This is a genomic window from Proteus sp. G2609, from assembly GCF_963896135.1.
Lineage (GTDB): Bacteria > Pseudomonadota > Gammaproteobacteria > Enterobacterales > Enterobacteriaceae > Proteus > Proteus mirabilis.
The window spans coordinates 1-14463 of the sequence record NZ_CAWQNB010000045.1 but is presented as its reverse complement, the minus strand read 5'-3'; the positions used below and the strand labels follow the sequence as shown (position 1 = coordinate 14463).

The 14463-nt window shown below is 37.5% G+C and carries 13 protein-coding genes; 10 read left to right on the top strand and 3 right to left on the bottom strand.

Features of this window, described 5'->3' with window-relative positions; translation table 11 throughout:
• The first annotated feature begins 10 nt into the window (after positions 1–10).
• From dppD to AACV01_RS16775, 5 genes are all read left to right on the top strand, one after another.
• Complete coding sequence (gene dppD, locus AACV01_RS16795; protein WP_004250066.1) at positions 11–994, top strand: dipeptide ABC transporter ATP-binding protein; 984 nt, start codon at positions 11–13, stop codon at positions 992–994.
• A complete protein-coding gene (dppF, locus tag AACV01_RS16790; RefSeq protein ID WP_046334853.1) occupies positions 987–1988 on the top strand; it encodes a dipeptide ABC transporter ATP-binding subunit DppF in 1002 nt (333 codons plus the stop codon). Before dppD ends, dppF begins: the two co-directional genes overlap by 8 nt.
• 126 nt (positions 1989–2114) lie before the next feature.
• On the top strand, positions 2115–3830 hold the full coding sequence (locus AACV01_RS16785) for a two-partner secretion domain-containing protein (RefSeq protein ID WP_046334854.1): 1716 nt from the start codon (positions 2115–2117) through the stop codon (positions 3828–3830).
• Positions 3831–4062: 232 nt separating this feature from the next.
• A complete protein-coding gene (locus tag AACV01_RS16780; RefSeq protein ID WP_004246847.1) occupies positions 4063–4773 on the top strand; it encodes a HAMP domain-containing protein in 711 nt (236 codons plus the stop codon).
• 212 nt (positions 4774–4985) lie between these two features.
• A complete protein-coding gene (locus AACV01_RS16775; protein WP_223293380.1) occupies positions 4986–6458 on the top strand; it encodes a M16 family metallopeptidase in 1473 nt (490 codons plus the stop codon).
• Between the two features lie 92 nt (positions 6459–6550).
• On the opposite strand, the gene AACV01_RS16770 is transcribed toward AACV01_RS16775, so the two are convergent.
• The 3 genes from AACV01_RS16770 to AACV01_RS16760 form a co-directional block, all read right to left on the bottom strand.
• Positions 6551–6757, bottom strand: coding sequence for a 2-hydroxymuconate tautomerase family protein (locus AACV01_RS16770; protein ID WP_060554927.1), 207 nt, complete (start codon positions 6755–6757; stop codon positions 6551–6553).
• Positions 6758–6836: 79 nt separating this feature from the next.
• The gene (gene yhjD / locus AACV01_RS16765) at positions 6837–7859 is read right to left on the bottom strand and encodes an inner membrane protein YhjD (RefSeq protein ID WP_004246850.1); all 1023 of its coding nucleotides are present in this window, start codon (positions 7857–7859) and stop codon (positions 6837–6839) included.
• A 276-nt stretch (positions 7860–8135) separates the two neighbouring features.
• Entirely contained in the window at positions 8136–8528 is a 393-nt protein-coding gene (locus AACV01_RS16760; protein ID WP_161682194.1) for a DUF1090 domain-containing protein, read from the bottom strand.
• Between the two features lie 180 nt (positions 8529–8708).
• Here AACV01_RS16760 and AACV01_RS16755 point away from each other — a divergent pair, with 180 nt between their 5' ends.
• The 5 genes from AACV01_RS16755 (at position 8709) to AACV01_RS16735 (ending at position 14461) form a co-directional block, all read left to right on the top strand.
• Positions 8709–9551, top strand: a complete 843-nt coding sequence (locus AACV01_RS16755; protein ID WP_004246852.1) for a 23S rRNA (adenine(2030)-N(6))-methyltransferase RlmJ — start codon at positions 8709–8711, stop codon at positions 9549–9551.
• Positions 9552–9696: 145 nt separating this feature from the next.
• Entirely contained in the window at positions 9697–11049 is a 1353-nt protein-coding gene (gene gorA / locus AACV01_RS16750; protein WP_004246853.1) for a glutathione-disulfide reductase, read from the top strand.
• Positions 11050–11462: 413 nt separating this feature from the next.
• Positions 11463–12884, top strand: coding sequence for an NAD(P)/FAD-dependent oxidoreductase (locus AACV01_RS16745; protein ID WP_004246855.1), 1422 nt, complete (start codon positions 11463–11465; stop codon positions 12882–12884).
• 40 nt (positions 12885–12924) lie between these two features.
• A complete protein-coding gene (locus tag AACV01_RS16740; RefSeq protein ID WP_004246856.1) occupies positions 12925–13422 on the top strand; it encodes a RidA family protein in 498 nt (165 codons plus the stop codon).
• Positions 13423–13690: 268 nt separating this feature from the next.
• Positions 13691–14461 (top strand): alpha-amylase family glycosyl hydrolase, encoded by a 771-nt coding sequence (locus AACV01_RS16735; protein WP_237584972.1) that lies wholly within the window; start codon positions 13691–13693, stop codon positions 14459–14461.
• Positions 14462–14463: the final 2 nt, after the last annotated feature.

Sequence of the window (14463 nt, the reverse complement as noted above, 5' to 3'; positions counted from 1 at the left end):
GAGTAAGAGCATGGCGTTATTAAATATAAATCAATTATCAGTTCACTTTGGTGATGAAGATACTCCGTTTAAAGCGGTAGACCGGATCAGTTATCAAGTAGAAGAAGGTCAAGTGGTGGGCATTGTTGGCGAGTCAGGCTCAGGGAAATCAGTCAGTTCATTAGCGATTATGGGGCTTATTGATTTTCCCGGTCGAGTATCAGCACAAGCCTTGCAATTTGATGGACGTGATCTGATGCAAATTTCTGAATCTGAACGTCGTGATTTGGTTGGTGCTGAGGTTGCCATGATATTTCAAGATCCGATGACAAGCCTTAACCCTTGTTTTACGGTCGGTTATCAAATTATGGAGGCCCTCAAAGTCCATCAAGGAGGAAGTCATCGTACGCGTAAACAGCGGGCGATTGATCTATTAACGCTGGTGGGTATTCCTGATCCCGCATCACGTTTAAATGTTTATCCTCATCAACTGTCGGGTGGAATGAGCCAAAGGGTAATGATTGCGATGGCAATTGCTTGCCAACCTAAATTATTGATTGCTGATGAGCCAACCACTGCGCTTGATGTCACCATTCAAGCGCAAATTATCGAGCTATTACTTGAATTACAAAAACAAGAAAATATGGCGTTAGTGTTAATTACTCATGATTTGGCATTAGTCGCAGAAGCTGCAGATACCATTATTGTGATGTATGCAGGGCAAGTTGTTGAATCAGGCCTCGCAACAGAAATTTTCAAAGCGCCTCGCCATCCTTATACCCAAGCTTTATTAAAAGCATTACCTGAATTTGCGAGTGATAAAGCTCGGCTTGAGTCATTACCGGGCGTGGTTCCGGGACGTTATGATAGACCGATGGGATGCTTACTTAATCCTCGTTGCCCCTATGCACAGGATACTTGTTTTCAGATAGAACCCGAATTGAAAGAGATGGGTAAACATCGAGTGAAATGTCATACACCATTGGATGATACAGGGAGACCAACATATGGCTAATGTTAATCCGAATACTGCAGTGCCTTTATTAAAAGCGGTTAATCTTGCCAAATATTACAGCGTTAAAGGTGGACTTTTTGCGAAGGAAAAAACCGTTAAGGCACTAGATGGTGTCTCTTTTGATCTCGAGCGAGGAAAAACGTTAGCCGTGGTTGGGGAGTCTGGCTGTGGTAAGTCAACCTTAGGTCGATTATTAACGATGATTGAAGTACCAACCTCAGGAGAGCTTTCATATCAAGGGCAAAATTTATTAGTTAAAGATAAATCAGCGGAAAAATTACGGCGCCAAAAGATCCAAATTGTCTTTCAAAATCCTTATGGATCATTAAATCCACGTAAGAAAGTGGGGCAAATATTAGAAGAGCCTCTATTAATTAATACCACGTTAAGTGCACAAGATCGTAAAGAAAAAGTACTTTCTATGATGGCGAAAGTAGGTTTAAAGGCTGAGCACTATAGTCGTTACCCGCATATGTTTTCAGGAGGACAACGCCAACGTATTGCTATCGCCCGTGGTTTAATGCTTGAACCTGATATTGTGGTTGCTGATGAGCCTGTATCTGCCCTAGACGTTTCTGTGCGAGCTCAGGTGCTTAATTTAATGATGGATCTCCAGCAAGAGATGGGACTTTCTTATGTTTTCATTTCCCATGATCTTTCCGTTGTTGAACATATTGCAGATGAAGTGGTGGTGATGTATTTAGGGCGCTGTGTTGAAAAGGGCACTAAAACACAGATATTTGAAAACCCACAACATCCTTACACCCAAGCGTTATTATCAGCAACACCAAGATTAACACCGACATTAAGGCGAGAGAGAATTAAATTAACGGGTGAATTACCTAGTCCGTTAAATCCACCACCAGGATGTGCTTTTGCTGCTCGTTGTAGGCGCGCATTTGGAATGTGTACTCAATTACAACCGACTTTAAAAGAGTATCATGGGCAGTTGATTGCTTGTTTTGCCGTAGAGCAAGATCACGGCGAGTTTTAATCAATAGATTGATAAAGTTGGTTTATAAAATAAGAACAATGATATTATGTGTTGTTCTTATTTTTATATGACTAGCGTTTCTTATTATTTAGTCTCCCTTTAAATTTACTAAATAAAAGGAACGTTATGTTTTATAAAAAATTGCCATCATTAAATCTTCTAGTTATCTCTATTTCATTTGCTTTTATGCATAATAGTGCAGTAGCCAATAACGTTATTGTAGATGCAGGAAAATCTGCAAACACAACAGTGAGCAAGAATGGAGATGGTTCAGAAACTATTTATATAGATAAAGCAAACGACATTCGTTTATCAGTTAACTATTTTGAACAATTTAATGTTGGAAAAAAAGGTGTTAATATTGATAATAGCGAGGTAAAAGCAAAAGTTATTCTTAACGAAGTGACTTCAAAAAAAACGAGTTCATTAAAGGGTAAAATCTCTGTTTTAGGACAAAATGCAGAATTGATTATCGCCAATCCAAATGGAATTGATTGCTACGGGTGTCAATTTTCAGGTTCAGATAAGGTAATGTTAATTTCAGGGAAGTTAGATAGTATTACAGGCAAAAAAATTTATTTATCAGATGGTTATGTTAATCTAAAGAATGTTAATAATTTCAATGAAGAACAAACAATCAATGTTTTTTCTAATCGTATTAATATATTAGGTAAAAATAAAATCCCAGTTTTTAATGTGATCAATGGCTATGAAACGGTTAGTTTTGTTGATTATGTTTGGAAAGGTGAACAAGAAAAAGTACTATCTAAAGCTAATCAAGAAGGCATTTCTATTTTAGAAAATAATTCATTAAAAACAGATCTTTTCTCTCTACAGGGGGGCATTTTAAATCTTAATGGGAATCTAATCACTAAAAAAATTAATATCATTCGTAATAAAGAAATTAATGCTAATGAAAAATCAATATTCGGAATTATTAATAATGAAAATAAATTTAGAGCATATAATGAATTAGATCTAATGTTCATGTTAGCATCTATGAAGTTAGATTTTATTGATAAAGATGCAAAAAAATCAGCTGAAATAGCATTAGAATTAGAATTACAGGCATTAGAATTAGAGGTATTAGAAGAAAAAATAATGGAGTTAGAACTTGATAATATATATAAAGATAAAATAAATGAATTAAGAGAACTAGCTACTGAAGCTAGGAGGTTTGCTGATCAACAGCAAGCAGAATATAACAAGATCCAGAGTGCTGTTCTTAAAATCGATGAAGCTAAACAAGCAGAAAAAACAAAGTTGGAGGCTGAGGGTAAAGAAATAGGATCAGCACTTCAATATATAGAAAGTGACAATATTAACTTTAAAGGTAAACTAGCTATTATAAATAGCGAAGTTTTGTTTAATGCGAAAAATATTAATGTTGATATTGATAAAAAAATTTCTTATGTCAGAAATTCTGGTGTCTCATTTAATGCCCATCAAGATAATAACTACTCGGGTAGATTTGGTCTGAGAAATAGCAGTATCAGATTTTTAGGTTATCGAAATATCCCAATGGTAGATGGTAACGACGATAATAGTTTATATAAAAATAAGCTTAATAATATTAATTTAAATAAACTATCTATATTTGGTTTTGGTCAGATTTTTGCACATGGAGATAGCATAAATATAACAGATGTTAAATTTAAAGAAAAGCTTTTAGATGATGGATTAAGCAAAACTTATATAGATTTGATAGCTGATAATGAAATTAATATTAAAGGTCAGTTTAAAACTTCTTTAATTAATAAATATAGCTTATTTAAGTTCGCTAGCAAGATAACGGAGAATGATAAGGTTATTTTCGATATTAATCCACATAAAACTAAATAATTTAAATGATGATATTTAATAATAACAATTAAAAGAGTAATAAAATTATCATCTAAAAAAGATGAATATTATCTGGCTATTTGTGTTTATAGCCAGATAATTCTTTTTATTGATTTTAACCTGAGTAGAGATGCAGGCTTTCGTGTGTTTTTTCTTTATTGATTGTGATACATAATCGAAAAAATACAGTATAATCACCGTTGTTCAAGCATGGTTACTGGAAATAGCACTGATGAAACCTCATCTCAAACGTTCACTAACAATCAAACAGATGGCAGCTGTTGCAGGTGTCACGTTGGTGACTATTGCTATTTTTATTAGTATTCAGCTTGTTTATTTGATTGATCAACGCCGAGAAGATTATCAAAATCAGCTATTTAATGCGGCAGTCAGTATACAACAACCGCTAGCTGATGCGCTATTGCGTTCAGATTTAAATGATGCCAAACAACTGATCATTAGTTTAAAAACGACCGGGATACTGGGTAAAGCGATTGTGACACAACCTGAAAATGTTCAGGTGATGAACTTAGATTTTGCACCGAAAAAATCAGTTTCTCAATTTTCACGTTGGCTGTTTGGCATCCCTGTTGAAGTGACTATCCCTTTACAGCCTTTAGGTATTACCTCCGCTGACGATAAAGCCTATACCAGTCATCTTATTTTACAGGCAGATACTAACCGTTTTTATCGTTTTGCGAGTAATACTGTCGCACTGATGTTGACGACTTATTTATTAATGGGTCTTATCCTCACTATTGCAATTAGCTGGTGTATTAATCGTATTATGGTAAAACCGTTGCGCCACATTGCTGTGACTCTTAATAAAAGTAATCAGGTTTCGATGTTGTCGTGTTCAGAATCTCATCGTGATGATGAGATTGGTTTGCTGATTAAAGGATATAATCAACAAAAATCTGATCAAAAAGAGTCAGATATCTGAACCTTCTTACACCACTATGACTCTAATCACGTGAGTGATTTTATTTTAGCGTTCTGTGGTGATAAAGATGACAACGCAACATACAGACATTTTACATCTAACATGTCTTCCGGCATTTATTGTTAAACCTCATAAGTGGTTTAATACCAAGGATTAATAAAACAGAGGTTCACATGCAGGGTGCAATGACACGAATTTTATTGGGAAGCGTTATGTTCAGCGCTGCTATTTGTCAGGTTCAAGCTGAAGCACTGCAGCCTGATCCTGCTTGGCAAGAAGGGCGACTCGCAAATGGTTTCCAATGGCAAATTTTACAAACACCACAACGCCCAAATGATAGGATCCAAATTCGCTTATTAGTGAATACGGGCTCTTTATCAGAAAAGCGCAGTGAAACAGGGTTTTCATCTCTGGTGTCAAAACTGAATGTGTTAGAAAACACCGGATTAACACCAGAAAAACGCGATAATCTTTGGAAAAATGCATTCGATCCTGATTATCCATTGCCACCGATGATCGTCTCTTATGACTTTACGGTTTATAACTTAAGCTTGCCCAATAACCAGCCTGAATTATTAAAAGATGCATTTGCATTATTGGCGGGTATAGCAAAACCGGCACAATATACAGAAGATGCGGTTCGAAATGCGATTCAATCTCCGCTTCCAGTGGTGACTTTTCCCGCTAACATTGATGATCCTATCTGGCGTTCACGTCTAGAAGGTTCAAATCTAAAAGGCCATAATCCAGGTAAACCGGTTAATCATTCGGTAAATACAAAAGAGTTATCAGATTATCAACAGCGTTGGTATACCCCAGATATGATGACGTTATATATTGCCGGTAATGTTGATAATCGTATCTTAACCGAGAGTATTAATCAGGCATTTTCTTCCCTTGAAGGAAAACGTGTGACACCTGTGCCTGTGCCTGTTCTTGCCGATATGAAACCAGAAACATTGTATGTGCAAGAACCCATGCGAAAAAATGACCAAATCTCTCTTATTTGGGATCTGGATTGGTCACCAGTGAAAGATTCTGACACGCTGAGCCGTTATTGGTTAAGTGATTTAGCGCGTGAAGTGATTTTTGTACACTTAGGTCGTAGTCTCGAACAGCGTAAAGAAAAAGAAAGTACGCAAGTGAATATCGATTGTCGAGTGCAATATCAACGAGCCAGTTGCTCGTTAAATGTTGATACAGCAACGGCAAATATTCCTGCACTTGCCACTTGGGTGGGGGAAGAGCTTGGCGAATTACGTAATCAAGGTGTCAGTGATGAATTGTATCAAGATTTACTTCAAGAAAAGCAAATTCAACTCACTCAATTGTTTGCGCGTTATGCCAAAACAAGTACCTCTATCTTAATTAATCAGCGTTTATTGTCTCAGCAAAGTAATATTATTGATATTCCACCAGAGCAATATCAGCGTTTACGCCAAGCATTTTTAGCGGGTTTAACGAAAGAGATGTTAAATCAAGAGTTATCGAGAATTCTATCTGAGGATATCACTTTTGTATTAACGCAAAGTAGCGAGACGCCAACGGTAAACTTGGGTGAATTGCGTGTGCAATTTGAAAAGCAAGTTCACCCAGAAACAGCGAATAGCTCAAACACGGCTAAAACATCGTTAACTACTGGTGAAAAAGCTTCGGTGCAGGCAGATGCACAACAGACAAAATAGATAAGTAGTACGGCATTAACTTAATAAATAAAAGCTGGAAATAGCCTAACGCTATTTTCAGCTTTTTTATTTTTATATGTTAAACCGCCAGCTTATTTTTTTGCACAGGCACGTAAATCGGTTACTGTTTTACCACCTATCCCCCAGTTATCTGTATCAACTTCATCGATAACGACGACAGTTGTCGCTGGGTTTTTGCCTAACACATCCACTAAAAGCTGTGTTGCCCCAGCAATTAATTGTTCTTTTTGTTCTGCTGTTGCACCTTCGCGGGTAATTTTAATATTAACGTATGGCATTTATTTTTCCTTATTACGTTTTACATTATTAATAGGTAGTTAATGCAGGGAATTAACCCTATCTCGTGAGGTTACAATTTTAGGTGATAGATTGAGTTTCACTCTTGTGTTTTTCTTTGCGCATATTAGGTCCATCTGTTGCAATCCAAGCGGCACAAAAGAGCGTTAGTCGTGCAAAAAAGTAGAAGAAAGCCATTAAACCAATCACAGAGCCAAAAGCTGCACCAGAAGGTGAACTGGCTAATCTAGGTAATAACCATGTCATCACCGACTTTAAGATCTCAAAGCCAATTGCGGCGATAAGCGTTCCTTTTAATAATGAGATACGTTTAGGTTGGTGACGAGGTAAGATCCACAATATCCACAAAAATAACAGATAATTGGCACTAATAGAGATAGTTAAACCAATGGTTGTCCAAGCAGGTGTGAGCCATTCAATACCATCTAAACCTAATGTATGCACAATCAATTTTTGTGCGGAGCCAGCAACGGAGGTTAGTGTAATAGTGATAACAAGTGCAACAAGTAAACCGATAAGGGCTAAAAAATCGCGAAAATAACGAAAGTAAATTTTTTCTTGATCTTCTTTGTTGCGTTCCCATATCGGGCGAGATTGAGCCAAAATGGCTTGGCGTAAGTTTCCGACCCAGTTAACACCAGAATACAAGGCGATGGCTAACCCTGTTAAACCTACGGTTGTACGTTGACGAACCGCAGTATCAATACTTTGTTGAACGGTTGAGGCTAAAGTTGGATCATCAATACTATTGGCAACTCCGGTAATTAATTTGGCCAACAAATCAGGGTTTGAAGCTAAAATAAAACCCGCACAAGCAAAAGAGAGCATTAATACGGGAATTAATGATAAAAATGAGAAGTAAGTGATAGCCGCACCAAACTGGTTTCCCATTCGGTCAGTAAAACGCTCTGCCGCTCGAATAAGGTGAGCAATAAAGGGAATGTTGGTAACAAAATTAGTGAATTTTATACCAATACCAATGGCTTTTTTTCCACCATGAAGCCCTTTTTCTAACCCATGCTTAATGGGCTGAGTCAGTTGAGTGTTTTTATTGGATGCCTTTTTCTGTGTCTCTTCTGACATATATCCTCTTTAATTAAATCAGTCCATTCTTAAGAATTGAGTACTATTATGATAATGATTATTGAAAAATAGCATAAGGTTATGCCTATTACATAACTTAATGCTTATTATCATTAGCTATCTATTAGGGTAGCAGAGTTGTCTGCTTTGGCTTAAGTATGATGATATTTTTAACAGTTATGCGCTTTTTATCTAAGCAAACCTATGATTAGCAGGTAGTTCGAATGAATAATAATTCCCATTATATGGCTTAACATAATGGGAATTTAAGGGGCATTATTTTTTTGTGAGTAGCTCTAACTCTTCTTCAGCTGCTTTCAACTCAGCTTTTGCTTGTGCAAGTTTATCTTCTCTTTTTGTAATTTTATCGCGCTCTCCCTTAAGTTGCGCTTCTTTTAATTCTAATTCACGCTCTTTCACTTCCAGTTGTTTTTCACGTAATTCTAGGCGGGTATCTTCAATAACCTTTTCTGGAGTGCAATAACGTTCTACTTTATTAAGTGCTCGCTCTAAGCCTTGTACTCGATATTGATTACCATGCATTTTGGCATAGTCGATTTGTCGTTGAATATTCTGTTTTTTGATGTCACAACCATTAACCGCTGTTTCTGCTGATGCATAACTAGCTGTTAAACTAAGAATAATTGCAGTAAAAATATATTTTTTCATTCTATTCCTTTATCTGACTTAAGTTAAATATTGATTTATCATAACCTCTGCCTGCCAAGACTCAATGTTTCTTTTTCTTTCAATAAAGAAGTTCAGCTTTTTCTGATACACTTAGCTTATTCACTCTTTTCAGAGTAAGTTAATTACTTTGCTATGCCCATTTCTAACGGAAGATAAAGAATGCTGAGCTATCGTCATAGTTTCCACGCTGGCAACCACGCCGATGTATTAAAACATATTGTTCAAACTCTGATTATTGAGTCTTTAAAAGAGAAAGAAAAACCGTTTCTTTATTTGGATACTCATGCTGGCGCTGGACGTTATCAGCTCACCAATGCACATGCGACTCGCACGGGAGAATACTTAGAAGGCATTGCACGCTTATGGCAACAAGAAGAGGTGCCTGAGCTTATCTTGCCTTATTTGGAGGCGGTCGGTTCGTTAAATACATCTGATGAGTTACGTTATTATCCCGGCTCTCCTTTATTGGCTGCTAAATTATTGCGTGAGCAAGATCTGTTAATGCTAACTGAATTACATCCTACCGATTTCCCTTTATTACGTACGGAATTTTCCCGCGATAAACGTGTGAGAGTGTGTCGGGAAGATGGCTTTGGACAATTAAAATCAAAACTCCCTCCCGCCAGTCGTCGTGGGTTTGCTTTAATTGATCCACCTTATGAACTTAAACAAGATTATAGTGCGGTTGTTAAAGGCATTGTGGAAGGCTATAAACGTTTCGCCACCGGGACCTATGCAATTTGGTATCCTGTTGTGCATCGCCAACAAATTAAACGGATGCTAAAAGAGCTAGAGGCCACCGGTATTCGTAAAATTCTGCAAATTGAGTTGGCAGTGAAACCAGATAGTGATCAACTAGGTATGACAGCATCAGGTATGATTGTTATTAACCCACCTTGGAAATTGGCATCACAAATGGCGTCTATCTTGCCTTGGCTACATAAAACCTTGGTTCCTGAAGGTACTGGACACACATTAGTTGAATGGGTTGTACCAGAATAAGTCATTTATTACTGTTTTACCTATTACTGTAAAAGCGAAAACCTAACCTGCTAAGTAATAAAATTTGTCATAATAGACTTTATTACATGAAAGAATTAGCCTGTTAGGTACCTATTTTTCTACAGATAAATGGATTAGATCAATTATGAGCAAACATTACGATTATATCGCCATCGGTGGCGGTAGTGGTGGCATCGCATCAATCAATAGAGCGGCTATGTATGGCCAAAAATGTGCATTAATTGAAGCGAAAGCGCTAGGTGGCACTTGCGTTAATGTCGGTTGTGTCCCGAAAAAAGTGATGTGGCATGCTGCGCAAATTGCCGAAGCAATTCATCAATACGGTCCTGATTATGGTTTTGATACTACAGTAAACCGTTTTGATTGGGATACATTAATCAGTAGCCGTACTGCTTATATTGATCGTATCCACCAATCTTATGAACGTGTATTAGGTAATAATAAAGTTGATGTTATCCAAGGCTTTGCCCGTTTTGTTGATGCGCATACTATTGAAGTAAACGGTGAAAAAATTACCGCAGATAATATACTTATCGCCACGGGAGGCCGTCCTATTCAGCCAAACATTCCAGGGGCTGAATATGGTATTAACTCTGATGGTTTCTTCGAACTTAGCGCATTACCAAAACGTGTTGCTGTTGTGGGTGCCGGCTATATTGCTGTTGAATTAGCGGGTGTATTAAATGCGTTAGGGAGTGAAACACACTTATTTGTGCGTAAACATGCACCATTACGTAGTTTTGATCCACTAATCGTCGATACGCTGGTGGAAGTAATGGAAGCGGAAGGGCCTAAATTACACACCCATGCAGTTCCTAAAGCTGTGGTTAAAAATGCCGACGGTAGCTTAACGTTACAACTTGAAAATGGCTTAGAGCAGACGGTAGATACTTTAATTTGGGCAATTGGTCGTGAACCTGCTACAGATAATATCAATTTAGCGGCTACGGGTGTTAAGCTAAATGAAAAAGGGTATATTCAGGTTGATAAATTCCAAAATACCAATGTGCCCGGTATTTATGCCGTAGGTGATAACACAGGTGCGGTAGAATTAACCCCTGTTGCGGTAGCCGCTGGACGTCGTTTATCAGAGCGATTATTTAATAATAAACCTAATGAACATTTAGATTATACCAATATTCCAACAGTGGTATTTAGTCACCCAGCTATTGGTACTGTGGGTTTAACGGAACCTCAAGCTATTGAGCAATATGGCGCTGAGCAAGTGAAAGTCTATAAATCTTCTTTTACTGCCATGTATAGTGCAGTGACACGCCATCGTCAGCCTTGTCGGATGAAATTAGTCTGTGTGGGTGCTGAAGAAAAAATTGTCGGAATCCACGGTATTGGTTTTGGCATGGATGAAATGTTGCAAGGTTTTGCAGTGGCATTAAAAATGGGTGCCACGAAGAAAGATTTTGATGATACTGTTGCTATCCACCCAACGGCGGCGGAAGAATTTGTGACAATGCGTTAATTTTTTCACATTTAATTAAAAAGCGAGTACTACTATAGTGGTATTCGCTTTTTATTTTAGCTAATCGTGCTATCGAGTCTATTTATTTTATCTGCATAAATGGTCGCTTTAAATACAACATCAGTCGTTAAATGTTAATAAAATATTTATGCCCTTTCTTATCAATACCTCCATCTAAGACATACTTTTCCTTTTAATTCAAGTTAATACTTATTTCGACTCTTTTGTTCCACTTTATTATCAATAGGTTTTTTTTTATAAGTAACCATAATGTTTCTAATGGTATTATGTCTTATTAGTATTATTAACAAATTATTATATTCATTAACATTATAATAAAACATGATATTATAAAGCCTCTAAAAAATAATCTAATAACAATATAAATAGTAAGACTATTACTGAGGTAAAAGATGAACATTTCAAGGAGAAAGCTACTTTTAGGTGTTGGTGCTGCGGGCGTTTTAGCAGGTGGTGCGGCTTTAGTTCCAATGGTTCGCCGTGACGGCAAATTTGTGGAAGCTAAATCTAGAGCATCATTTGTTGAAGGTACGCAAGGGGCTCTTCCTAAAGAAGCAGATGTAGTGATTATTGGTGCCGGTATTCAAGGGATCATGACCGCTATTAACCTTGCTGAACGTGGTATGAGTGTCACTATCTTAGAAAAGGGTCAGATTGCCGGTGAGCAATCAGGCCGTGCATACAGCCAAATTATTAGTTACCAAACATCACCAGAAATCTTCCCATTACACCATTATGGGAAAATATTATGGCGTGGCATGAATGAGAAAATTGGTGCAGATACCAGTTATCGTACTCAAGGTCGTGTAGAAGCGCTGGCGGATGAAAAAGCATTAGATAAAGCTCAAGCGTGGATCAAAACAGCTAAAGAAGCGGCAGGTTTTGATACACCATTAAATACTCGCATCATTAAAGGTGAAGAGCTATCAAATCGCTTAGTCGGTGCTCAAACGCCATGGACTGTTGCTGCATTTGAAGAAGATTCAGGCTCTGTTGATCCTGAAACAGGCACACCTGCACTCGCTCGTTATGCCAAACAAATCGGTGTGAAAATTTATACCAACTGTGCAGTAAGAGGTATTGAAACTGCGGGTGGTAAAATCTCTGATGTGGTGAGTGAGAAAGGGGCGATTAAAACGTCTCAAGTTGTACTCGCCGGGGGTATCTGGTCACGTTTATTTATGGGCAATATGGGTATTGATATCCCAACGCTCAATGTATATCTATCACAACAACGTGTCTCAGGGGTTCCTGGTGCACCACGTGGTAATGTGCATTTACCTAATGGTATTCATTTCCGCGAGCAAGCGGATGGTACTTATGCCGTTGCACCACGTATCTTTACGAGTTCAATAGTCAAAGATAGCTTCCTGCTAGGGCCTAAATTTATGCACTTATTAGGTGGCGGAGAGTTACCGTTGGAATTCTCTATTGGTGAAGATCTATTTAATTCATTTAAAATGCCGACCTCTTGGAATTTAGATGAAAAAACACCATTCGAACAATTCCGAGTTGCCACGGCAACACAAAATACGCAACACTTAGATGCTGTTTTCCAAAGAATGAAAACAGAATTCCCAGTATTTGAAAAATCAGAAGTTGTTGAACGTTGGGGTGCCGTTGTGAGTCCAACATTTGATGAATTACCTATCATTTCTGAGGTCAAAGAATACCCAGGCTTAGTGATTAACACGGCAACAGTGTGGGGTATGACCGAAGGCCCAGCAGCGGGTGAAGTGACCGCTGATATTGTCATGGGCAAGAAACCTGTTATTGATCCAACGCCGTTTAGTTTGGATCGTTTTAAGAAGTAACCCCTTGTTTTACTGTAATTAAACACATTAAGGAGTTTTCATGCGCTATAAAAGTCTACTTGTTGCTTTGCCTTTCGTGTTCGGTGTAGCAAGTGCAAATGCAGCGGAGAATGTTGTGCATCATAAATTAGACGGTATGCCTATTTCAGAAGCAGTTGAAATTAACGCAGGTAATAATCTGGTTTTCTTAAGTGGTAAAGTGCCTACTAAGAAATCCGCAGATGCACCAGAAGGTGAATTAGCTTCTTACGGTAATACCGAAGAGCAAACTATTAATGTTTTAGAACAAATCAAAACTAACCTGAATAACCTTGGTCTTGATATGAAAGACGTGGTTAAGATGCAAGTATTCTTAGTTGGTGGTGAAGAGAATAACGGCACTATGGATTTTAAAGGCTTTATGAACGGTTATTCTAAGTTCTATGACGCTTCAAAAACCAATCAATTACCAGCACGTTCAGCATTCCAAGTGGCTAAATTGGCTAATCCAGCATGGCGTGTAGAAATTGAAGTGATTGCAGTTCGTCCTGCTAAATAAAGACACCCTGTATTTTACCTTATTTTAAGGTAAACCAATTTTATAAAACGCTAGAGAAGGGCAACTTTCTTTAGCGTTTTTTTAGTTTGTAGATTGACCATCTAGTTTTATGAGGTATTAGTATCATTAATTTATGTTATTCAGTTTGCTATATTTTTTGCCATAAACTTATCTATATTTTTCTAGGTTAATCTAATCCCTACATATGATCTAATATTAATTAAGGCACCCTTCCTTTTTTACGATGTTATCTTTGTGAGGTGATGATATGTCTAGTACTTGGTGGAAAGAGGCCGTAGTTTACCAAATATATCCGAAGAGTTTTTTTGATAGTAATGGTGATGGGATTGGTGACTTATTGGGGATCAACGAAAAATTAGATTATATACAATCCTTAGGAACCAATGTTATCTGGTTATGTCCGATTTTTAAATCTCCGATGAAGGATAATGGTTATGATATTGCTGACTATTCTATCGTCGATCCTATTTTTGGCGATAATAAAGCGCTAGATAATTTAATCAGGGAAGCGAAAAAACGCGATATTAAAATCTTACTCGATTTAGTATTAAATCATACTTCCAATGAGCATCCATGGTTTAAATCCGCGCTTAGCGATCCCAATAGCCCTTATGCTGATTATTATATTTTTAAACAATGGGATAAATCGATACCACCAAATAATTTACGTACCTACTTTGACTGCTCTGTTTGGAGTCGTGTTGAAAATACTGATCGTTGGTATTTTAATTCGTTCGGTCCTGAACAACCGGATTTAAATTGGGAGGAGCCACAATTACGCCAAGATATTATCGATATGATAAACGTCTGGATCAAAAAAGGTGTTGCTGGATTTCGTATTGATGCTATTGGTAATTTAAAAAAATCACCTGAAGCCTTGTCGGTACATCACTTCGAACCTGATAAAGATGATGGTAGCGCTTCATTAGTACCTTGGGTATTGAACCAACCGGGGATAGTTGACATCCTCCACGCCCTAAAGGACGTGGATCCCTACTGCGTTCAGACTGATGTCTGAAT